Genomic DNA, 22,420 nt, shown 5'->3' with positions numbered 1-22,420 from the left:
AACGTATACCATATATGCAGTATACCTTATTAAAGGAGATGTTCCCATGATTGTAACAACCACGAACAGCATTGAAGGCCAAACAATTGTTCGTTATCTTGGGTTAGTCAACGGGGAAGCCATTATGGGGGCCAATATCATGCGCGATCTGTTCGCCTCTATCACCGATATTGTCGGCGGCCGTTCCGGAGCCTACGAAAGCAAGCTGAAGGAAGCTCGCGATATTGCGATTGAAGAAATGAAATCCCAGGCCATACGTATGGGCGCAAATGCCGTCGTAGGCATCGACGTAGACTACGAGGTCGTTCGGGAAGGTATGTTAATGGTAGCGGTCAGCGGAACCGCAGTGTATACAGAGTAGCGCAAAGAATCTGGCGGTGAATTTCCCGCCAGATTTTTTTTGTACCTGCGTTCATCCGCTCCCGACAGATGATCTAAGATTGGTCGATGACGCGGGCGGTTAGCATGGCTTTGGCCACACGGGCGCCGCTGTGAAAAATCTCGATATCGATCTTGCAAAAACGCCGGCTTACTTCAATGACCGTAGGCATAATCTCAATGACACTGTCGATTTGCACCGGCTTCAGAAAATAACCGGAGAAATTATCCAGAATGAGATCCCCTTTCTTATGCTCCTTGGCAGTTCGATAGGCTACCTGGGTCATGATTGTTGTCAGCACACCCTCAGAAACGGTTCCCAGATGATTCGTCATCTGCGCCGTGATCATCCCGCGAAAATAGAGCCTTCCCTCTTCATTTCTTCGCTCTTCGAATCCCGACCAAATCAAATCCTCGAATGTTTCTCCGTTTTGCGGCTGCATCTGAATATACTGCATCGCCTTTAACACTTCCTGACGGCTGATGACCCCTGTCATTTTGCGGTTTGTATCGATAACCGGCAGGAGCTCGATGCCTTCCCATACCATGATATGCGCAGCAGAGGCGACAGAGGCTTGCGGATGGATCGTGATGGGATTGCGGGTCATGAGGCGGTCCACCGTCTGGCTGGGGTTTGCGCCGACCACATCCTTCGTCGTCACGATGCCGATCGGACGGTTCCATTCATCTACCACCGGAAAACGATTGTGCCCTGTCTCCTCCATGAGCTTTTCCATATCAGCGACCGTGTTGTAGCTGCGCAAGCTGCTAACAGGGGCGTCTGTACGGATAATATCCTCCACCAGCATAATTTTTTTCTTTATCAACCGGTCGTAGATCGCACGGTTGATCATCGTTGCTACCGTAAACGTATCGTAGCTGCTGCTGATGAGCGGCAATTCCAGCTCATCAGCAAGCCGTTTCACCTCAAGAGCCGTATCGAATCCGCCGGTAATGAGCACCCCGGCGCCCTGCTCCAAAGCGCACATATGAGCCTTGTTGCGGTTGCCGACAAGCAGCAGGCTCCCAGGCTCGATGTAGCGCATCATCGCATCCTGCTGCATAGCGCCGATCACAAACTTGTGGAGCGTCTTCTCCAGTCCCCCGGAACCTCCCAGGACTTCGCCGTCCACCATGTTCACGACTTCGGCAAAGGTCAGCTTGTCGATATTTTGCCGCTGCTTCCGATCTACCCTGACGGTTCCCGTGCGCTCCTTCGTACTGACAAGCCCCTGGTTCTCCGCCTCCTTGATGGCACGATACGCGGTCCCCTCACTCACTTCAAGCGTCTGGGCGATTTTGCGAACCGAAATGCGCGTACCCACGCTCAGCTCGGTAATATATCTGATGATCTGCTCATGCTTGGTGAGCAGATCCTGCGACTCGGAGCTCATGCTCGAAACACCCCCGTGCAAACTGTAACATTCTGTTTTTCATCTATTATATAATAGATGCATCAAAAAAACAGCCCGAGCGTTCAAGCTTCTTTCTAGCCCGCGATCTTTATCCAATTAGAATTCAACCGGCTTCTTCCCCTTCATATACCAAAACAATGTCATCCGAATCGCTTCATCGTGCGAAGTCACTTTGAAGTCGAATGCATTTCTAAATTTGCTGTCATCCATAATGAAAGGCCGCTGATATTGATAAAAAATCTCTTGAAACTCTCTCATCGTCGGATTAAACATACTCAAAAGGGTAAGGATAAACTTGTTCGCGATTCTATACCTGGGCATTTTCTCCAATTGAGTGGCGATCATCTGAGTAAGCTCTCTTACATTAGTCGTTCGATCACAGGGAACATGCCATATCTCTCCTAATGCTTTATCCATGGCTCCGAGCGTCACGAGACCGCGGGCAAAATCCTTAATATAAATTAACGAGTGGGGCGCATCGATATTGCCTAGAGCATCCATCGGTTGATTAGCGATTAGGTTGTCGAATATTCCGGAGCCTAGTACCGATAATGTTACTCCGGGTCCATAAAAGCTTGGTCCCCTCCCGATAGCCGCTCGTATCTTACCTTGTCTGTGAGCATTCATCAGCATATTCGCTGCTTGTGCTCTAACCGCTGTTTTTCGGCCAACCGGATGGTAAGGACTGCTCTCGCTCACCTTCCCTTCAACAGGGCCATAAGCATATAGATTGTCACCATAAACTAGAATAGCATTCGTCCGGCTTACCCCGTCAATCAACCCGTTCATGATCTGAGGGAGGTGATTCCACATCGGGTACGGAAGACCCGTACAATTATAGACTACATCCGCATCCTTACTAATACGCATCACTTGATCGGCCTCACTTGCATCACCGGGGACCAGCTCAACTTCCGGCGGTACCTCCGCTGTCCCGCTCCTATGGACCATGCGTACGCTGCAGCCTTGATGAACCAACTCTTCCATGACAGCTCTGCCTAAAGGACCGGCTCCAAAAATAACATGCATTCCTTTTTTCATATGACATCCTCCCTAACAAATTAGTATATTAACACCGTCAACCAACTGCTAAAAAAATTTAGTTCTGCAGCCCTTTCAAATAAGTATCTATATGAAAATCCATCAAAGCATCGCGGTCTTTCCAGTCAAAGGTTGGAAACATAATGAATAATGAAGTCAGCCCATGAAGCGCAGCCCATACCGATTGGCTTGTCACTATCTCACCATAGTTTGAAATGACCCCCAAAGAGACCGCTTCATGAATCAGCTCGACCAATACGTTGAACCCTTTCATCCGGTCACTCTCTCCCGTTATGATTTGATCGTAATGCTCCATATTCTCGATAAACATCAGCTTATAATAACCGGGATTGTCGAGTCCGAATTGAAGGTAAGCTCTCATCGCAGCTTTAAGCTTCACTAAGACTCCTTCATCTTTATGCAAATTTCTGGCTTCTATCAAATACGTTAAGAAAATAGAATACCCGTCCTGCAGTAAAAACAATAAAATTTCTTCTTTATTAGTAAAATGGTTATACAGATTGGTTGGCGAGCATCCTATTTTACCTGCGATTTTCCTCATGGACACATTCTCGTATCCATCATTTAAAAATAAGTCGGTGGCAGCAACAAGAATATCTTTTTTGCTGATGGTTGTTCTGCCCAATGCTTCCTTGGGATCCATAAACCCATTCCTTTCTGTAAAAAGTTCGCGCATTAACACCGTTAATGTTTACACTGTTAACATTGGCATAAAAATTTCCAGTCGTCAAGCAGCTTGCGTAAACGAATGCATAGAGATCGATGATGAGCCATAAAAAAACAGGACAACCACGCTTGTGTAAAGCATCGCTGTCCTTATATTAAAGCCGTACATTATTTAATCTTAAATCCGGCCTGAGTTCGGATGCATCCCCTTCAGGAAATAACCGACACCCGGAGCCAGAGGATATTCCCGAAAGCCTGCGCTGCCCGTTTCAAATTGCTCTAAGGCCAATCTCCTTATAATGAAACCGGGTTAATTTTTGTGAAGTTTTTTTAATCGGATGACTCCACCGAAGGCAGCACCCAAGCATCGCCCAGCCAGCTCTTAATGCGGACCCAGCCGTCCGCCTTCTCAAAATAAGTAATCGTTTGAGGAGCAAGCGCGCCCATGGCTCTGGATTCTGAATTTGGGTATTGATAAAGGGTACGCTGTTTCGAAAGCTTGACGGTCCCCGTCTCTTTTACCGTATTTTGGGGGATGTTAATGGCAGGATTGACCCATTTCGGTCCAAGCCATGTCTGGATCAGATACCATCCGTCTTGAGATCTCTCATAAGCTTTCACGGTTTGTGGGGACAGCTCAGCAGCCGGCTTGGTCTCCGCATCGGTTATATCATACATCGGTGTGGCCGATGGGAGGCGAAGATCGTATTGATCTCTTACCACATCAAAGACAACCGGATGCTTCGGAAGAATCCATTTGGGACCCAGCCAAGTATCGATTTCCAAATAGTTCCCCCACACCGCCATGACATGCACGGTCTGAGCCGAAACGGTTCCGTAGGTTTTGGGGTTGCCGGAAGGTGCGTCCAGCAGCACTTCCTCCCCCGAAAGAAACACTCTCGTATCCCGTTTCTGTTCTTCGCCAAAGAACGTATCTTGGGACAGCAAGACCCATTTATCCCCTAATCATGTTTAAACTCGAAACCAAATTCGGCTGCGTATTTCCGTTGATCGTTTTACTCTTCCACTGACTCTCCAGCCCCTTGATATTCACGACCTGCGAGTCAGAACAGCAGCCGGAGGCTGGGTAAGATCCGGAGAATGATACACCTCAGTCATCTCCGTTAAAGTCGCCTGCTTCGGAAAGGACGAAGGCTGGACGGCGGACACAGGAGCAGCGGCTAACACTGAACAAAGAACCAGCATGCCTGATGCGGCAGTAATGAATCGCTTCATGATTTCCCCTCCAACCCTAAAAGGACGTCATTCAAGTTCCTGTGAAATTTCTTGTTGATGCTTCTGATGCACGACCTCATGGAATAGATTTGCTGGCTGGGCTTGTTTCTTCGGCTGCTTTATCAAATGAAGCTGAGCTAACACTTTTTCCAATTCTCCCATCGTCACTGGTTTAGCATGCTTCATCAGCTCATATCCAAGATGGCCGCTCATTTCAATCGTCGCGGTTTTTATATCAGAGAAGGAGGAGATGCCGTTTTCTCTTAGCCTTGCTTCAAGCTGATCTACCGACATCCGCAGTTTTTTTAAGTTTTTGGGTATGATTTTTCCATCTTGAACTACGAGTGTAGCGTGGCCCATTAATAACCTTTCGATCACATTGAATTTCACTCCCAGGTACTGGACAACGATTAAGAGGCCTGCAAACATACTCAGAACCACGATTGTTATCCATAATCCTTCCTCCGAAATCGCGTGGCCTATGACAGATGCCATCGCTAATAGCGTAATGAGCTCAAGACCCGTTATTTCCGACACTGTTTTTTTACCGGCAATCCTGATCAGTACAAACCCTACGAACAGTATGATCAAGCTTTCCCATATGTAGCTCATATTGTGACGTCCTTCCTTGGCTGAACCAGCGAACATCAACCGTATTCGGCTACTCGCCTACCTATAGTTTCCCCTAAATAAATCCATTTCATTATTCAAATTTTTGAACGCAAAAAGGAGCCTCTCCCCACTGATGAAAAGAAGAACTCCCTACTCGTCGCAGCTTTTGATCCCTGGGAACTGTTTCTCCATGCATTGAATGAACTCGCCATACGAATCTCGCAAATCAGTTATCGTAATAAGCTCAGGGATATTTGAAATCTCTTCCGCCGAATGATTGCTCAAAATACTATCAAGACCCTTATAGTTAAACTTTAGGTCCTTGTAGGTTTGGTTCAGCTTCTCCAAGACGACTCCAATTAAAGTTTGATATTGTTCCATGACGGGCTCCCCTTACATTTTTATATCATTGTACCATAATGAAATCTAAAGCGGAGAATACAAAAGACCGCATTCAGATGAAGCGGTCCTCGCTCATTAGCCAGTCAAGTCGTAATTATGGACCTGCTTCCCATGTAAAGCAAAACGTAAATACCCGCTGCGGCAGTCATCGTGGCAGAGAACCCTAAGCCATACGAAACCATCGCAGCCAATAACGAGCCCGCCACCGTCATCAGTCCGTTGATTGCCCAGCTTAGGGCGACTTGTTCTTTAACCATTCGTTTCAATCCGTACGGGAACGGCATGCCCATGAAGAAGCCGAGCGGCATAAGCAGCAATATTGCCCCCAAGATCCGCAGCCCCGGAGTGACCATCACTTGGCTTGCCTCAAACCAGCGGATAGTTATTTGTACACCCAAAGCGAGAATTCCAATAAGCAGCAAAGGAAGGTAACGCTTGCTTCCGTTCATTGACCACCGTTCCGAGCAATAGCTGCCGATCCCGCCAGTGATTAACAAGGTCCCCAGTACGATCACAAAAGAAAGCGTCGGATGGCCCAGCGGCAGGATCAGATGCTGTATCAAAGTGACCTCTATCATCATAAATCCTAAGGCAATACCGGAAAAATAAACCGTCGTCCCCATAGACAGCTTTGCCCTGCGAGCCATCAGTGCAGCCAACCCGACAACGGAAATCAGCAATGCCGGAAGCAGTGGCGATATCCCTTGTCCTTTGCTGTAAAAAAACGGCTTGTCATCCGTGTTGGCTTCAAGGTTCAGCTCCGCTTGATTCATCCATTCGCCCATAGCTTCAAACCGGTCATGCACATAAGGAATATGAATGGGAATTTGTTGTATTCCCCTTATAGAGGACAAAAGAGAAGCAGCGTTGGATGGGGTGAACGGCTGTTTATTGACCAGCAGCAGCGGCCTTGTTATTCGATGACCATCCATCCCTTCAACCACATGTCCCAAATGTTGATATGTACCGACCACGGCGATATGTTGGCCGATCTCGGCTTCGGGAACCCCTGCTTTCCGAAAATAGCTTACGGCTGCATACAAAACTTTGTACAGTTCCATCTCATTATGCAGCAATATACCAAGACGACCGCCTGAGTTCAATTTATCGATATAATCCGCCACGGCCTCCCGGGTAAACATGTAGTTTTCGGATAAAGAAAGGCCTAGCCTACTTTCCTCATTTTTCTTCACTAGAGATAAATAGATCAGATCGTAGGTGCTCTTCGTCTCCCGGATATAATTTCTGCCGTCTGATACAATGGGACTGACCCCGCTCAACCCGAACACGTCTCCCGAAAACCCCGATAGACGGCTGACAGCCTCAAAGCTTCCTTTGTTAATATCGACGGCCTCAATCCGGCGATAATCAAGCATACGGGCTGCAAGAACCTCCTGTCCGCCCCCTGCCCCAATGAGCAGCACCTTGTCCCGAGGTATATCTTGAAATGCAAGGAAGCCGGTTGTGGAACGTAAATAATCTACCTGACCTGCTTCACCGCTATATTTTGAAATGGGTGAAACAGCCCCGCCGTCGATCGTGATGTACAGCAAGTCGTCATCATCCGCATCATAAACATCGGTCCGGGCAAACGCATCCCAGCTTGAAAATACAATCTTCGCTTCTTTTTCCTCTACGAACACATTGTGTGGGCTCGTCAAATAAGCATTAAACGGTATCCGTTCGAATAGCGGACTGAATAAGTTGTAGGTCAGCGCCAATAACAATAAGACATGTACTGTCTTCGAGAAACTTTTCATTTGATCGAAACGGACAAAACAGTAGACGCTAAACAACAGAAAGGATATCAAGCTGATGGTCTGGATCGGATTCAATACATTCATCAGGGGAATGACTAAGGCAGCCCCGATCCCGGCCCCTGCCAAATCGGTAAAATACATAAACCCGGCCTGTTCTTGACGCTTTTGTATTAAAGAAGAAACCATCGTCCCGCCGACTAAAAACGGAATAAATGAACATGCAGAGTAAAAGAGAATCCCCTTAAAAGACAGTGCATACATCAGGATGGTACTTCCGGCCAGGAATAATGAATACAAGCCTAGTACATATTCCTGAATCTTCCGAACAATCAACGGCCAACGAAATGAAATATATCCCCCAATGCCGATCCCAAGCGTGCAAAGTGATATAACCAGGAAGACGTAATTATAGTCCATGATAACGGCAAAAAAGCGTGACAAAACGATCTCGTATGTGATCATAGAGAATGCTGTAACAAAAGTGATGAAGCCGTCTTTAAACAAGTCTGATCTGCCTGCCGCTTTCACTGCCGACCACCTAAATTCTATAAAAATCCATAAATTTTATTATTTGCAATTAAATGATTATTAAACCTTTATGAAAACAAAAAAAGCCGTGAACCCGGTTCCTCGTAAGGAACGTCCACAGCTTGTGCTCTCCATTATCACTCACTTCTATTCAATCCCCGCTACTGGCGCTCGACAAGCTTCTCAATTCGGCTTTCGATGTCGCTTTCCTGCATCTCCCCGATAAAGATGTCCTCAATGATTCCTTCCGAATTAATATAAAAGGTCGTTGGGTAGGAAATAACTTTATATTGTTTCCGCACGATATCCTGATCCATTAGAATAGGGAAAGTGATGTTATGTTGGTTCAAGAAGGACCTGACGGTAATCGGACTCTCATTCAGATTCAAACCCAGCACGACGACATCATCGTTTTTCCACTTCTCGTACTGTCTTTCCAGTGCCGGCATCTCATTTACACAGGGAGGACAGAACGTTCCCCAGAAATTGACGACCACACTTGTCCCTTTGTAATCCTCTAAATTGTAGACTTTACCGTCCAGCCCCTGCAGACTAAAATTCGGAGCATAGCTTCCGACTTTAACTATTTCGTTGTCTTCCTTGAATATCCCGGCTCCCACGGTATATGCCCCGGCAAGCAATGCAACGGCGAGAATCATAAACTGCACCCATTTTCTGTTTTTCATTTGCTGGCGTCCCCCCATTTATGAAACCCTTCCACTACAAATTGTAGTATTGTTGCCCCCGCCATGTCAATTCCGCCATGAGATTGTCATAAACCACCTCACTCGCAACACTGAGCTGCAGCTCGAGAGAAAAACACTTCGCAGAAAGTGCCTTTCTCTCAGGTCTTTTCGTTTACGTATCATTAAATGGAATCGCCAGGAATAATTTTATAGTTTAATAAAGGAACGGTTGGATAAGCCGTCTGCTCAATTTGACTAACTAAGCTCTCTACGGCCTTTACTCCAAACTCCTCCACCGCGTATTCCACAGTAGTTAATGCGGGGGAAACATATTTTAATACGTCAATATGATCAAAGCCCATCAATCCTGCATCTTGAGGCACTTGTATTCCTTTTGATTTCAAGTGGTTCATCACTTCCAGAGCATAAATATCACAGGAGAACAAGATAGCTGTTTTCTCAGGGCCCTTGAGCTCCAGTAGTTACGCCCATAAAATCTCCCCCAAATTATATCGTCAGCAGCACGGTCAAATCCGGGGCTGAACGCGACATAGTAAACACACCCGAACCCGGAGTTTTCCGGTGACGGGTGTATGGTCTTCAGACATAGCCTGTTTTTAATGACCGATCGTTTCGTTATTTTGCGCCGACTTTCGATTCCTGATCAGGTACTTCACGATAAAGGGAGCAATCGCAAATAATACAATTAAGGACAATATCGTAATCGTAATCGGACCTCTGACAAAGATGGCAGGGTCTCCGTTGCTGATATCAAAGGATTGTCGAACAGACGTTTCAAACATAGGTGTGAGAACAAATGCCATCAGCAGCGGTGCAATGGGATATCGATGAATACTCAAAATAAAAGCGACAACCCCGGCAATCAACATCACCCAAACATCGAACATGCTGTTCTGATCGGTGAATGCACCCAATACACAGAAAATGATAATCAGAGGAATCATGATGGCGTTCGGTATTCGGATGAAATAGATCAGCAGCGGAATAATGGCGAGCGAAGCTACCAGACTGATCAGATTTCCGATGTACATGGACGAAATCAAGCCCCAGACAAAATCCGGATTGCTTGTAAACAGCAGCGGACCGGGCTTTAAGCCCCACATAATCAATCCGCCCAATAATACAGCTGTCGTGCCGGAGCTGGGAATTCCCAAGGAAAGCAAGGGGGCAAACGCACCCACGGCTGTTGCATTGTTCCCGGATTCTGCTGCTGCTACTCCCTCAAGGGCTCCCTTGCCCATCTGCTCCTTATTTTTCCCCACTTTCTTCTCCAAAATATAAGAAAACATCGAACCTGTCGTCGCTCCCGCTCCCGGCAAAATTCCGACAAAGCTTCCGAGTATACCTGTACGAATCGACGGAGCCATAATCCTTTTCACTTCATTTTTATCCAATAAGCTTTCTCTTATCGTAATTTTGGCGTTATACTCCGCATGTATTTTTTGCAGCATGAGCTCAATAATCTGGCAAAAGCCAAACATCCCGATGATCAAGGCGACGAAGGAAATCCCATTGAGCAAATTGATCGATCCAAATGTAAACCGCGATTGCCCCAAGGTCGGGTCTACACCGATCGTTGCCAGCAAAATCCCGATAAAGGCCGCCAGCAGCCCTTTTCTTCGATTCTCTCCAAACAGCAAGCTAATGGAACATAAGGCCAGCAAAATCACGCATGCAATCTCGGGAGGACCGAAGGATAAACCGATTTTTGCCAATACCGGACCCATAAAGGTTAAGAAAATAATGCCGATTGTCCCGCCTATAAACGAAGATAAATTCGCCGTAAACAATGCCTTCCCGGCTAGCCCCTTTCTGGCCAGCGGATAACCGTCAAGAGCTGTGGTGATAGAAGAAGACTCTCCGGGAATATTGACAAGAATGGCCGTGTAGGAACCGCCGTACATACAGCCGTAATAAATTCCCGCCAGCATAATGATCCCCGTCGTCGGGTCCATCGTGAAGGTGATCGGCAGGAGCAGGGCTACGCCTGTAACGGAACCCAGACCTGGAAGGCCTCCGACTATGATACCTAGAACCGCGCCGACGGCTGCAGCTAATATATTTTGAAACGATAAAGCAACAACGAACCCATCCAGAAGCGATTGAAGGATCCCCATACGATCATCCTTTCATTTAAATTCCCAAAAAGCCCGTCGGGAAGGGGACTTGAAGGAAATACTTGAATATAAAATAAACGACGGCCGTTGTGCTGATTCCAATCATCGCAGCTTGGCGAATCGGATATTTCTCCAAAAAGGTCATCCAGGCTATGACAAACAACCCAAAGGTCAGGATCATCCCGAACACTTCAAAAACCGCGATCATCACTAAGGTGGCAATGACCGGAATGACGTGTTTCTTCTCAATTTTGGCATCGGATGGTTCGTTCTTAAAAATCTCAAATAAACTGAGTATTACAGTTAACATCCCGATGACGAACGGTAAAAACCCGCCGCCTGGCCCTTTATTGACCCAAATCTCATTATTGAACCAGCCTTGGTAAGCCCAAAAAGCTCCAAACAAAGCAATCCCCACAGGTACGATTCTTCCCATTCCCCTCCAGCACCTCCAATACGCTTTTCTTATGGAAGCAAAAGGCTTTTTGCAAAGCCTTTTGCACTTTTAGTACACGTTACTTAATGGTCCCTGCTTCCTTATGAATTTCGAGATACATGTTCAACGCTTCTTCAAAGTACTTCTTGCTTTCCTCAGCATTCTTAAATTCACTCTTCAAGTGATATTTTTTGATATAGTTTTCCTGCCAATCAGCTGATTCGCTGACTTTCTTAAAGACGCCCTCCCAATACTTCACAGCTTCCTGCGGCATATCCGGCGGGCCTGCGATGGCTCGGAACTGGGTAAGCTGAATGCCAGGGTACCCTAATTCTTTGAAACTGGAGACTTGATCTAACGGACTAGCCAACCGCTCTTCCGATGTCGCAGCCAAAGCTCTAAGCTCCCCCGCCTCGATCTGAGCAATGACTTCGTTCGGATTACTGGAAACGACGTCGACATGGCCTCCCATCAATGCGGTCATAGCCTCTCCACCGCTATTGAACGTGACATATTTCAGCTTGGCTCCCGCATGCTTGTTGATCAGATGATAAATCAGATAATCCTCTTGTGTCGCTCCTGCCCCGCCTATCGTAATCGCTTCCGGTTTTTCTTTTGCCGCTTTGACTAAATCATCAAAGGTTTGGTAAGGGCTGTTCGCTTTCACAAGAACCAAAAAGGAATCTAAGGCCATTGTTGCGATCGGGGTCAAGTCTTTCAGGGAGACCTCGGCTTTATTGACCACAGTGGCCGCCTGTTGGCCGGATACCCAAGTCATAATGGTGTGCGGATCCCCTTTTTTGCTGAATGTATAAGCGTTACCAACGGCTCCCGTACCGCCGGGCTTGTTGACAATGACCATATTTTTGTCTACTAATTTTTCATTTTTGATCACCTGCGCCAACGTCCGGGCATTAATATCGCTGCCGCCGCCAGGACTGTAGGGCACTACAAATTCAATATCTTTGGCGGGAACAAATCCAGCCGGCGCCGGTGCCGCATTTCCTTGATTGCTTGACGTATTGTCACCACCACCGGAGCTAGGAGCTGCGGTTTGCTTGCTCGAGCAGGCCGTTACCAACGAAACAGCAATGAGCGACGACAATACAACACTTATAGACTTTTTCATAGAATAAACCCTCCTTATGTTATATGGGATAAAACGGCCCCGGCGATTAAGAATACTTGAACTCCGGACGCCTTTTTTCCAAAAATGCGGTAACGCCTTCACGGTAATCTTCCGTTTCAAACGAGTCCAATACCAGCTTGGCGATCCCCGGAGTATCCTTGGTTTCCCCTTCCAATACCTTGCCGATAATATATTTCGAGCCTCTTACTGCGAACTGCGCGTTGTTGCAGATCATGGCTGCGTATTCATAGGTTTGATCCACAATGTCCTCAGCAGAACAGATGCGGTCGATCAAGCCGATCCGGAATGCTTCGCTGGCATCCAGTAATCTGCCGGTGTACAGAATATCCTTGGCTTTGGCCGGACCGACCAGTTCCACCACATTTTTCGTGCCCGGCAAATTATAAACTAAACCGAGCTTGGCCGGAGTAATGCCAAATTTGCCCTTCTCATCAGAGAAACGGAAATCGCAAGCCACCGCAATTTCGCAGCCGCCGCCGACGCAAAAGCCCTGAATCATCGCAATCGTCGGTTTGGACAAGCGCATGATTTTTTCCTCGGCAATTAATGTCGCCCGGTTATACTTGTCCGCCCCTTCCGCCGTGTACCGCAGCGTTTTAAATTCGCTGATATCCGCCCCGGCTGAGAAAGCAGTCTCATCGATTCCACGGAACACCACGACTTTAATCTCTTTGTCTTGTTCGCACTTGTCCATGAGGTCGGCAATGGTAACCCACATCTCATAATTGAGCCCATTACGCTTTTCGGGCCTATTAAAATAAACCGTAGCCACTTCCTTGTTTTTTTCCATATAAACGTATTCCGTTGACATATCCATCCTCCACTCTATAAATAAATTCAATGATTACAAAATGACGCCATTTTGCCGCATGGACTGTATTTGTTCCTCTTCTAAACCGATCGATTGCAGGATCTCGTCCGTGTGTTGGCCTAACGTCGGCGCCGGCATTCGAATTTGTCCGGGGGTAAGCGAAAATTTCGTTGGGATCCCGATCATTTTCATTTTGCCTATCACCGGATGCTCCACTTCTTGAACCATGTCGCGGGCCAAATAGTGAGGATCCTCCATCGCTTCGGCGAAATTGTTGATCGGTCCTGAAGGAACGCCCGCCTTCTCACACTTATCTAACCAGTATGCGGAATCGTTGGAAGCCATCACCTCTTCAATCAGAGCTTCCAGTTCCTCTACATTGTTGATGCGGTCCGTATTGGTCCGAAACCGCGGATCAGTGATCCATTCCGGTTTGTCGATCACATCGGTGCAGAGCTTTTCCCACGTTCTCTGGTTCGCGCAGCCGACCATCATATAGCCGCTTCGTGTTTGGACTGATTGATACGGTGCAACGGAACGATGCCTCCAGCCCGACGGTCCCGGAATCTTGCCGGTTGCAAAATAAGCGGCAGCCTCCCACGTAAACCAGGGCAGCCCGATCTCCGCCAGAGAAACATCCACATGCTGCCCTTGGCCTGTCTTTTGCTTATAGATATAAGCAGCCAATATGGAGTAAGCAGCCGTGATGCCCGCGCCGATATCATATACGGCAATACCCGATTTCATCGGTTTTTTGCCCGGCTCGCCGGTCATGCTCATCAGGCCCGTCATGCCTTGAAGCACCAGGTCAAATCCTCCCTTGTGGGCGTATGGCCCGGTTTGGCCGTACCCGGAAATCGAGCAGTACACAATGCCCGGATTGATATCCTTCATCGTATCAAAGTCGATTTTTAACGATTTGGTAACCCCCGGGCGATAATTTTCTACAATGATATCTGCCGTTTTTGCTAACTCATAAAAGATTTGCTTTCCTTCTTCGCTTTTCAAATCAAGCGCAATGCTTTTTTTGTTTCGGTTAATTTGAAAGAAGCTGGTAGATTCCCCGTTCACAAAGGGTCCCAGCTGCCGGGAATCATCTCCACCGGCCTTTTTTTCCACCTTGATGATTTCGGCTCCCAGATCTCCCAAAATCATCGTGCAGTGAGGTCCTGCCATAATTTGCGAAACATCAAGAACACGAACGCCTTCTAAAGGAAGCATATTGCAACACTCCTAACGTATGAAAATAGTATATTATTTCAAAATTTTCGAATATAATATTGAGAACATCTTCCAAAAGGGGAAAGAACCGTTGCCATTCATCAAGCGTAAACTCCCGCTGCAGCTTCGCATTATCGGGTTAGTGCTCACCGTGGTGCTATCTATTCTAGTGAGTGTCGGCTATCTTTTTAATTTAATCATTGTTCAATCGGTAGAAGACGCTGTCGGCGACAGCGCGCTCGATGTAGCCAAAATGATAGCCGAATTACCGGATGTCAGAGAAGCAATTGAGCTTGGCGATCCTAACTCTTACCTCCAACCCCGATCACAAGAATTAAGAGAGAAAACACAAGCCGGTTTTATTACGATCCTCGATTCTAACGGCATACGCTATACGCATAATAATACAGAGTTGATCGGCCAAAGATTTACCGGCGGAGATGATGGACCCGCCCTTTCAGGCGAAGAATATATTTCCAAGGCCATCGGTATTTCCGGGCCGTCTATCCGGGCATTCGTCCCCGTCAAAAAGGACGACAAAGTCATTGGCGTAATCGCCGTGGGCATGTTCAACAACAACATATACAAAATCGTGAATTCGTATTTTATTTCTGTCATCTATTTTCTTTCCATCGCTTTGGCACTTGGAATTCTTCTATCCATCCTGCTCGCCAGGAGCATCAAAAAGACGATGTATGGTCTGGAGCCTGATGAAATCGCTAACATTGTAAAGGAACGTGAAGCGCTCTTGGACTGTTTGCATGAAGGGGTCATTGCCGTAGATAAACACCGGAAAGTAACCTTGATCAATGAAACGGCCCGAAAGATCCTATCGCTTGACAGTGATGCGCTTGGCAAACATGTAACAGAGATTATTCCTTCATCCAGATTAAGCGAAATCATTGATACGAAAGAGAAAGAGTACAATACGGAACATACCGTCAACGATGTAACCGTGATCGTCAACCGCGCTCCCATTGTCGTGAACAATGAGGTCGTCGGCGCCGTTTCTACCTTCAGAGATACCACCGAAATGCGAAGCTTGGCAGAAGAGCTGACTGGCGTAAAGCAATACATGGAGGGCCTGCGTGCCAAGACTCACGAATTTATGAACCGGCTTCACACCCTGAGCGGTTTGTTGGAGCTGCAGGAATATGAAGAAGCGAAGTCGTTCATATTACAAACCACCAATAGTCAGCAAAAGCTGCTTCAATTCTTAGGGCGCAAAATATTGGACCCCAAAACCTCGGCTCTGCTTCTTGGAAAGATTCAACAAGCAGAGGAACGAAACATCTCGTTAAAAATAGATCCCGGAAGCCATCTGCCGCCATTGCCTGAGGAGATTTCCAACAGCATGATCTTGATTCTCGGCAATTTGATAGACAATGCGTTTGATGCTGTTGAAGGCACTCCCCCAGGAAAAATCGAAGTTACCTTGCTTGATCAGCAGGACCAATGGGTCATCATGGTGGAAGATAACGGCCACGGAATTCCGGAAGACAAGATTCACCGCATATTCAACAAACATTATTCAACCAAACATTCCGACAGAGGCTACGGATTATATTTAGTTAAGAACCATATCGATCATGTGCTATATGGACAAATCGATGTGTCTTCCACCCCAAATCAAGGTACCATTTTTTGGATAACTATCCCCAAGCGTTGATTGACTCCAACAAAATACAGGAGGGTTCACTTTGTTACTAAAAGCGTTGATTATTGAAGATGATCCAATGGTATCGAGCATCAATCAAAAGTATTTGAACAAAATCGATAGGGTGGAATGTATTGGCAGTGCCAGAAACGGTCAAGAAGCGATGGAGCTGATTGTAGAGCTTGCTCCGGATGTGATTCTTCTTGATATCTACATGCCTTCCATGAACGGGTTGGAGCTTCTACGTGAAATCCGCCGCCAGTTCATTGAAGTCGATGTCATTCTGATCACGGCAGCCGATCATCCCCAAATTATCGAAGAGTCCATGCGGCTTGGAATTGTAGACTACATCATTAAGCCTTTCGACTTTGAGCGCTTCCGTTCCGCACTGGAAACCTTGAAAAAAAGACATTTGCTCTTCCGTCAGCATACGAACCTCAACCAACAGCTGCTCGATTCCATATACCTCAAAGCAGATAAAAAGCATGTCAGCGATAACGAAACGGAAGTACCTAAGGGAATCGATCCGATTACGCTGCAAATGATTCGGGACTCGCTCGCCAATTCCGGCCAGCCTCTGTCCGCTCAAGACATTGCGGACCAGCTTTCGCTGTCTCGCATAACCACAAGAAAATACCTGGAATTTCTATGTGAAATCGATGAGCTTATGCTTGAATTGAAATACTCTACTAAAGGGCGTCCCACCAAGCTGTATGTTTATAACGAAAAATTGTAAGCGTTTACTCATAGGCTAATATTTTGGCTTCCAAATATCTTCGGCTCTGTCCGACATAATGCTCGGACACGAATTGAAGCATTTGCAAATCCTGCTCATTGAGCTCCCGGACGACTTTTCCTGGAGAACCCATAACCAAAACACGGGGTGGAATTTTTTTGTTTTCCGGAATTAAGGTGCCAGCGGCAATCAATGCTTGTTCTCCGATTTCTGCATGGTTCATCACAATGGAGCCCATCCCGATCAATGCCCCATCATGGATCGTACAGCCGTGCAGAATCACGTTATGACCTATGGATACCTGCTCTCCGATATGCAAAGGTACTCCGGGGTCCACATGAAGCGTGGAGCCGTCTTGGATATTCGTTCGCTCGCCGATGATGATCGGCGCGTTATCACCGCGAAGCACCGCATTGAACCATACGCTTGACTCCGCACCCATAGTAATATTTCCGATTAAATGCGCTCCCGGGGCAATGTATGCAGTAGGATTCAACTGCGGCTTATATTCGCCTAGCGAAAAGATCATCTGCGTCGTTCCTCCTTCTCTTGAGCAATATGATTAGGACTCTTCCAATTGATAACGGTTACATTTTTGATTATAGCGAATTGGATAACCGATGTGGTTTTTCGTATTCAACGTAAGATAATTCAACTTTTGTAAAGCACTTTTGTAATTTTAGTAACCCAAATAAAATGATCCGCAGCCCATGATGGATTGCAGATCATTCTTTGTGCCAACCGATCCATACGTTCACGAATTTACCCTCTTTTCACTGCGTTAAAAATATCGATATACACTTGCCCTTCTCTCTCCATAGGCTCAAATACATCCATTGGCCGCGGCGGCGGTCCGCCGATATGGTTTCCTTTGGAATCAAATTCTCCACGATATGGCCCAATTTGGTTTTATCCCCGAGCAGCACAATATTTCCCGGTTTCTCCCCGGACTGCTCTTCTTGCTCCCCTTTGTTCGATTTGGCGGCGTGATAAAATAATCCTCCTGCGGCAGCCTCCACCCCAACAATGCCTAGCACGAGCTTTCCCGTTGAACCTAAAAATCTTCTTCGACTGATCTTGGCCGCTTTTATACGTTCTATCATGATCACCCCTTAAGATAATAAGATATGTACTATTATAAACCATAGATTTGTAGGAGCTGTGAAGAATGTATGAATCAATATGATGACACAATGTTTTGAATATTTTGTGACAAGGAAGGATTTTAGCGAAATTCATCTAACTACAGAGAGTAGTTTTAAAAACAATGCCGAATTTCCTATTGGAAAACGGGGGATCCATACTCGGGTGAATTGATCTCGGATGACAGGGATCATAGGGGAACCTTCTACCAAACCCTCCAGCTAACCTCGTAGGCACCGGAAGGAGCAATATCGCTTTGAGAAAGTTGTCGTTGTTTTTGTCAGGAGCCGTGTTATTTTTTTCTATCGGAGCAGGAACCGCTTCCGCCAGTTCTTCTTTGAATGACTCTGTAGAAGATCTCCTAGGTACCCGATATCAATGGGGCGGGACATCCAAAGCAACCGGATTTGACTGCTCGGGCTTTATTATCACCGTATATGACCACTTCGGCATTGATCTGCCGCGCACTTCGAGAACACAAGCCAATGAAGGAGTATGGGTGAGTAAAAATAATCTCCGTCCTGGCGATCTGGTATTTTTTAATATTAACGGCAAAAACATTTCACATGCAGGCATATATGTGGGTAACGGCAAATTCGCTCACTCCGCCAGCAAAAAAGGGGTTAGCATCAGCAAATTGAGCGAGTCTTATTATGACCAACGCTATTTTACCGCCCGTAGGGTTGTCTCGGACAACCAATATCAACATATGATGGCTAATTCGAAATAAACGTTCACTGTAAAACGGAAAGCCCCAAAACACCTGTGTTTTAAAAGGTGCTTTGGGGCTTTGGAATCTTTTGGCCGATTATACTTTGACTCGTTGCAAACGCAGTGCATTAAGAACAACAGATACCGAGCTTAAGGCCATGGCTGCACCAGCGACCCAAGGAGCTAATAGACCTATGGCTGCAATGGGGATACCCAGCGTATTGTAAGCGAGAGCCCAGAACAAATTTTGCCGGATGTTGGCCATCGTTTTTCTGCTCATTGCCATCGCGTCCGCTATACTGTTCAAATCACCGCGCATGAGAGTGACATCCGCCGCTTCCATAGCCACGTCCGTCCCTGTTCCGATGGCCATTCCGATGTCTGCAACCGCGAGCGCCGGTGCATCATTGATACCGTCCCCGACCATAGCCACCTTCCTGCCTTGATCCTGAAGCTTCTTCACTTCCTGTGCTTTCCCTTCGGGCAGCACTTCCGCCAATACATGATCTATCCCTACCTGCTTCGCAATCGCGTTAGCCGTACGCTCATTGTCGCCGGTAATCATAATCACCTGAATTCCCATTTGCTTTAATCGGGCGACCGCTTCTTTAGACGTCTCCTTAACCGTATCCGCCACAGCAACAAGCCCCGCATACTGCCGATCAACGGAAACGAGCATCGCCGTTTTGCCTGACTGCTCCAGCTTCACCATCGTTTCCAACACCGGTTCGATCGAAACATCGTATTTAGCCATCAGCTTTCGGGTTCCCGCCAATACTTCTTTGCCTTCCACTACGGCTCGAATACCGTAACCGGGAATCGCTTCGAACTCATCGGTCTCGGAGAAAGAGATCCCTTTGGCTGCAATACCCGAAACGATGGCCTCAGCAAGCGGATGCTCGGAATTTTTCTCGGCGGCTCCCACCAGCTTCAAGAAGGTCATTTCATCGATGCCTGCTGGAATCACATCTGTAAGCTCCGGTTTGCCATGTGTCACCGTACCTGTTTTATCCAGAACAATGGTCTCAATCCGATGCGTCGACTCCAAATGCTCTCCGCCCTTGAACAAAATCCCAAGCTCAGCTGCGCGGCCGGAACCGGCCATAATAGACGTAGGCGTTGCGAGTCCGAGCGCACAAGGACAAGCAATCACCAGTACCGCAATGGCTTTCTCCAATGCCCCGGCAAAGTTCCCAGGTTCCACCCAAAGGTACCAAACAACGAAAGCGATGATCGCAATTCCGACAACAATCGGAACAAAAATACCGGAGATGACGTCTGCCACACGCTGAATCGGCGCCTTTGAGCCCTGCGCTTCCTCCACCACTTTAATGATTTGAGCGAGCGCTGTTTCCTTGCCGACCCGCGTTGCTTTAATTTGAAGCATACCGTTTTTGTTCATTGTTGCTCCGATTACACGGTCCCCTGCTCTTTTTTCAACGGGAAGGCTTTCTCCCGTAAGCATCGATTCATCTACGGACGATATCCCCTCGATCACTTCACCGTCAACCGGCACTTTTTCACCGGGCTTTACCAATACCATATCGCCGAAAGTTACTTCCTCAACGGGAATATGCATCTCCTGCCCGTTACGGACGACCAACGCCGTCTTGGCCTGCAGTCCCATAAGTGTCTTAATTGCCTCGGAAGTACGGCCTTTGGCCAATGTTTCAAACAGCTTGCCCAGAATGACCAGCGTGATGAGTACGGCGCTTGTCTCATAGTACATAGCTGGACCGTGGTGTCCGGCATGGGCATTGGATGCCCAATCGATCGTCAAATACAAGCTGTAAAAATAAGCCGCCGAGGTTCCCAGAGCAATGAGCACATCCATATTGGCGCTTTTGTTACGAAGGGCTTTATAGGCACCGACATAAAATGGTTTACCGATAATGAATTGGACCGGTGTCGCAAGAGCCAATTGGAACCAAGGATTCATAAAAAGCTCAGGCATCCAAATCCACGAAGTGAAAGAAAAGTGACTTACCATAGACCACAGCAGCGGAAGGGACAGGACGGCGGAAATGAGTAATGTCAGCTTCTGCCGTGCGAGTTCCTTCTGACGGCGCGTCCCGGAGTCAGACTCCTCCTGCTTAGGAACTGCCTTGTAGCCAAGCTTTTCTACTTTCTTCTGCATATCCGTTATGGACACTTCAACCGGATTATATTCCACATGAGCCGTCTCCATCGCAAAGTTGACAGTGGCTTTCGTGACGCCCTCCAGTTTATTTAATCCCTTTTCAATTCTCACCGCGCAGGCGGCGCAAGTCATGCCTTCCAGCTGCAGCTCCGCCGATTCTTTGGCCGTATCATAACCAAGCTTCCGGATGCTTTGCTCCATTTGGTTGATATCGACTTTTTGCGGGTCATAAGAAACGGTAGCTCTCTCCAGCGCAAAGTTGACATTCGCTCCCTCAACGCCTTCGATTTTGCTCAACCCTTTTTCAATCCGATTGGCGCAAGCGGCGCAGGTCATACCTGTGATTTGTAATGAGGCTTGCTTCGTTCCGGCACTTGCAGAATCCACGCTCAACACCCTCTCCGTTAACCTTTCTCAGACGCTCAGGTCATTCTATTATTGAACCGAGTACCCCTGCTCTTCAATCGCTTCTTTAATTCTCTCCAGCGTTAATTGGGTCTCATCAAATTCAACGGAAACGATACGGTTAGTCAGATCCACTTTTCCTTGTGCTCCTAATTCCTTGATCGCTCCTTCAACAGAATTCACGCAATGTCCGCAAGACATTCCTTCTACTTTTAATGTAACATTCGTCATGGCTCAATTCTCCTTTTATATATAATGATGTTAAAGGTTATCGGTTAATGATTTTAGTATACCCCCCTATAGTATATTTGTCAACGTTCTTTTTCTTTCTTTTACCATTCCCCACAAATGAAGGCTTCATGTGCACTCCATACCATAAATTAACCACTTTTCATACTTAGTGAATAGAGCGATTTGTAGTGGGCAAATTAAACCTACAAGAACCATATTGGAAGGGATTATGACAATGAACTACTGGGGAGCTGTGTTACAGCGGTTAGATTTGCACGCAAAAGGGGCTTGGCTTGTTTATATTGGTGGAACCATTTTATTTCTGAGCTCCATCGTGTTCAAAAGAAAGCTTACCTGGAGAGAATGGTATATCACCTTTGGAGTTGTGGGGTTGTTAGCCTGGATCGGGAATATTATTTTCTTTTTTCAACTGGACTTGCTCGATTCAGGAGATCCCTCGATTGGCGGTATTCCTGACTTATTCATGTTTACTCTTGCCCCACCTTCCATTGCCTTATTGTATTTAAATTTTGTTACAACCCGAAATAAATGGATTCTCACCAGCCTATTCGTTGGATTCTCCCTAGTATTCGAGTACCTTTTAGTAAAAGCGGGCTTCCTTATTCAAAAGGGCTGGCATGTATGGTATTCGATACCTTTTTATTTTCTGTTCTTTCATGTATTTCTACCGTGGCATCTTCATTACATAAGAGGGGAAGAAGCACTAAATAAAGAAGTTCAATCTCTCCTCCAAACGAATCCAGAAACAGACAGACAAGCGTCTTTCATGATACGAGTAACCAAATGGGTGGGGAACGAGCAAAAAACTCCATTCTTAATGAAATGGAAAGTAAAAAAGGAAAAGGCACGATAATCATCCCTAATCCAAGTTCGCA

General features: G+C 46.8%; 24 protein-coding genes and 1 riboswitch. Of the genes, 5 read left to right on the top strand and 19 right to left on the bottom strand.

What is annotated here, in order from left to right:
• Nucleotides 1-46: 46 nt before the first annotated feature.
• Nucleotides 47-361 carry a YbjQ family protein gene (locus tag JOE45_RS21135; RefSeq protein WP_210022491.1) on the top strand — a complete coding sequence of 105 codons (315 nt, stop codon included), beginning with the start codon at nt 47-49 and terminating at the stop codon, nt 359-361.
• Nucleotides 362-434: 73 nt separating this feature from the next.
• Here the strand turns inward: JOE45_RS21135 and JOE45_RS21130 are convergent, their stop codons facing one another.
• The 15 genes from JOE45_RS21130 to JOE45_RS21060 form a co-directional block, all read right to left on the bottom strand.
• Nucleotides 435-1,772, bottom strand: a complete 1,338-nt coding sequence (locus JOE45_RS21130; protein WP_280874681.1) for a DRTGG domain-containing protein — start codon at nt 1,770-1,772, stop codon at nt 435-437.
• 117 nt (nt 1,773-1,889) lie between these two features.
• Complete coding sequence (locus JOE45_RS21125) at nt 1,890-2,834, bottom strand: NAD-dependent epimerase/dehydratase family protein (RefSeq protein WP_210022492.1); 945 nt, start codon at nt 2,832-2,834, stop codon at nt 1,890-1,892.
• A 58-nt stretch (nt 2,835-2,892) separates the two neighbouring features.
• The gene (locus JOE45_RS21120) at nt 2,893-3,498 is read right to left on the bottom strand and encodes a TetR/AcrR family transcriptional regulator (protein ID WP_210022493.1); all 606 of its coding nucleotides are present in this window, start codon (nt 3,496-3,498) and stop codon (nt 2,893-2,895) included.
• A gap of 353 nt (nt 3,499-3,851) precedes the next feature.
• Complete coding sequence (locus JOE45_RS21115) at nt 3,852-4,469, bottom strand: hypothetical protein (protein WP_210022494.1); 618 nt, start codon at nt 4,467-4,469, stop codon at nt 3,852-3,854.
• Nucleotides 4,470-4,571: 102 nt separating this feature from the next.
• On the bottom strand, nt 4,572-4,757 hold the full coding sequence (locus JOE45_RS21110) for a hypothetical protein (RefSeq protein WP_210022495.1): 186 nt from the start codon (nt 4,755-4,757) through the stop codon (nt 4,572-4,574).
• A 27-nt stretch (nt 4,758-4,784) separates the two neighbouring features.
• The gene (locus JOE45_RS21105; protein ID WP_210022496.1) at nt 4,785-5,369 is read right to left on the bottom strand and encodes a DUF421 domain-containing protein; all 585 of its coding nucleotides are present in this window, start codon (nt 5,367-5,369) and stop codon (nt 4,785-4,787) included.
• A 150-nt stretch (nt 5,370-5,519) separates the two neighbouring features.
• Nucleotides 5,520-5,750 (bottom strand): hypothetical protein, encoded by a 231-nt coding sequence (locus tag JOE45_RS21100; RefSeq protein ID WP_210022497.1) that lies wholly within the window; start codon nt 5,748-5,750, stop codon nt 5,520-5,522.
• 104 nt (nt 5,751-5,854) lie between these two features.
• Nucleotides 5,855-8,059 (bottom strand): spermidine synthase family protein, encoded by a 2,205-nt coding sequence (locus tag JOE45_RS21095; protein ID WP_210022498.1) that lies wholly within the window; start codon nt 8,057-8,059, stop codon nt 5,855-5,857.
• 161 nt (nt 8,060-8,220) lie between these two features.
• Complete coding sequence (locus tag JOE45_RS21090) at nt 8,221-8,745, bottom strand: redoxin domain-containing protein (protein WP_210022499.1); 525 nt, start codon at nt 8,743-8,745, stop codon at nt 8,221-8,223.
• A 182-nt stretch (nt 8,746-8,927) separates the two neighbouring features.
• Nucleotides 8,928-9,191, bottom strand: a complete 264-nt coding sequence (locus JOE45_RS21085) for a substrate-binding domain-containing protein (RefSeq protein ID WP_210022500.1) — start codon at nt 9,189-9,191, stop codon at nt 8,928-8,930.
• 171 nt (nt 9,192-9,362) lie between these two features.
• Nucleotides 9,363-10,883, bottom strand: a complete 1,521-nt coding sequence (locus JOE45_RS21080) for a tripartite tricarboxylate transporter permease (protein ID WP_210022501.1) — start codon at nt 10,881-10,883, stop codon at nt 9,363-9,365.
• 16 nt (nt 10,884-10,899) lie between these two features.
• The gene (locus JOE45_RS21075) at nt 10,900-11,319 is read right to left on the bottom strand and encodes a tripartite tricarboxylate transporter TctB family protein (protein ID WP_210022502.1); all 420 of its coding nucleotides are present in this window, start codon (nt 11,317-11,319) and stop codon (nt 10,900-10,902) included.
• 79 nt (nt 11,320-11,398) lie between these two features.
• Nucleotides 11,399-12,448: a tripartite tricarboxylate transporter substrate binding protein gene (locus JOE45_RS21070; protein ID WP_210022503.1), complete on the bottom strand. Its 1,050-nt coding sequence runs from the start codon at nt 12,446-12,448 to the stop codon at nt 11,399-11,401.
• A gap of 46 nt (nt 12,449-12,494) precedes the next feature.
• On the bottom strand, nt 12,495-13,280 hold the full coding sequence (locus JOE45_RS21065) for an enoyl-CoA hydratase-related protein (RefSeq protein WP_245247106.1): 786 nt from the start codon (nt 13,278-13,280) through the stop codon (nt 12,495-12,497).
• A 33-nt stretch (nt 13,281-13,313) separates the two neighbouring features.
• Nucleotides 13,314-14,501, bottom strand: a complete 1,188-nt coding sequence (locus JOE45_RS21060; protein ID WP_210022505.1) for a CaiB/BaiF CoA transferase family protein — start codon at nt 14,499-14,501, stop codon at nt 13,314-13,316.
• 91 nt (nt 14,502-14,592) lie between these two features.
• Between JOE45_RS21060 and JOE45_RS21055 the strand changes: the two genes are divergently transcribed.
• Nucleotides 14,593-16,170, top strand: coding sequence for an ATP-binding protein (locus tag JOE45_RS21055; RefSeq protein ID WP_210022506.1), 1,578 nt, complete (start codon nt 14,593-14,595; stop codon nt 16,168-16,170).
• A 31-nt stretch (nt 16,171-16,201) separates the two neighbouring features.
• A complete protein-coding gene (locus tag JOE45_RS21050; RefSeq protein ID WP_210022507.1) occupies nt 16,202-16,894 on the top strand; it encodes a response regulator in 693 nt (230 codons plus the stop codon).
• A gap of 4 nt (nt 16,895-16,898) precedes the next feature.
• On the opposite strand, the gene JOE45_RS21045 is transcribed toward JOE45_RS21050, so the two are convergent.
• Together JOE45_RS21045 and JOE45_RS21040 are read right to left on the bottom strand one after the other, a co-directional pair.
• On the bottom strand, nt 16,899-17,423 hold the full coding sequence (locus JOE45_RS21045; protein ID WP_210022508.1) for a gamma carbonic anhydrase family protein: 525 nt from the start codon (nt 17,421-17,423) through the stop codon (nt 16,899-16,901).
• Nucleotides 17,424-17,667: 244 nt separating this feature from the next.
• The gene (locus JOE45_RS21040; protein WP_210022509.1) at nt 17,668-17,997 is read right to left on the bottom strand and encodes a hypothetical protein; all 330 of its coding nucleotides are present in this window, start codon (nt 17,995-17,997) and stop codon (nt 17,668-17,670) included.
• A gap of 155 nt (nt 17,998-18,152) precedes the next feature.
• Nucleotides 18,153-18,288: riboswitch (cyclic di-AMP (ydaO/yuaA leader) on the top strand.
• A gap of 5 nt (nt 18,289-18,293) precedes the next feature.
• On the opposite strand from JOE45_RS21040, the gene JOE45_RS21035 reads away from it, so the two are divergent.
• Nucleotides 18,294-18,767: a C40 family peptidase gene (locus tag JOE45_RS21035; RefSeq protein WP_210022510.1), complete on the top strand. Its 474-nt coding sequence runs from the start codon at nt 18,294-18,296 to the stop codon at nt 18,765-18,767.
• Between the two features lie 78 nt (nt 18,768-18,845).
• Here the strand turns inward: JOE45_RS21035 and JOE45_RS21030 are convergent, their stop codons facing one another.
• Nucleotides 18,846-21,275 carry a heavy metal translocating P-type ATPase gene (locus JOE45_RS21030; RefSeq protein ID WP_210022511.1) on the bottom strand — a complete coding sequence of 810 codons (2,430 nt, stop codon included), beginning with the start codon at nt 21,273-21,275 and terminating at the stop codon, nt 18,846-18,848.
• A gap of 48 nt (nt 21,276-21,323) precedes the next feature.
• Nucleotides 21,324-21,524 carry a cation transporter gene (locus JOE45_RS21025; protein WP_210022512.1) on the bottom strand — a complete coding sequence of 67 codons (201 nt, stop codon included), beginning with the start codon at nt 21,522-21,524 and terminating at the stop codon, nt 21,324-21,326.
• A gap of 235 nt (nt 21,525-21,759) precedes the next feature.
• Here JOE45_RS21025 and JOE45_RS21020 point away from each other — a divergent pair, with 235 nt between their 5' ends.
• Nucleotides 21,760-22,398 carry a hypothetical protein gene (locus JOE45_RS21020; RefSeq protein WP_210022513.1) on the top strand — a complete coding sequence of 213 codons (639 nt, stop codon included), beginning with the start codon at nt 21,760-21,762 and terminating at the stop codon, nt 22,396-22,398.
• Nucleotides 22,399-22,420: the final 22 nt, after the last annotated feature.

Origin of the sequence: Paenibacillus sp. PvR098 (assembly GCF_017833255.1) — a bacterium.
Classification (GTDB): Bacteria; Bacillota; Bacilli; order Paenibacillales; family NBRC-103111; genus Paenibacillus_G.
The sequence above is the reverse complement of the archived record's forward strand: the minus strand, read 5'-3'. Positions and strand labels throughout refer to the sequence as shown.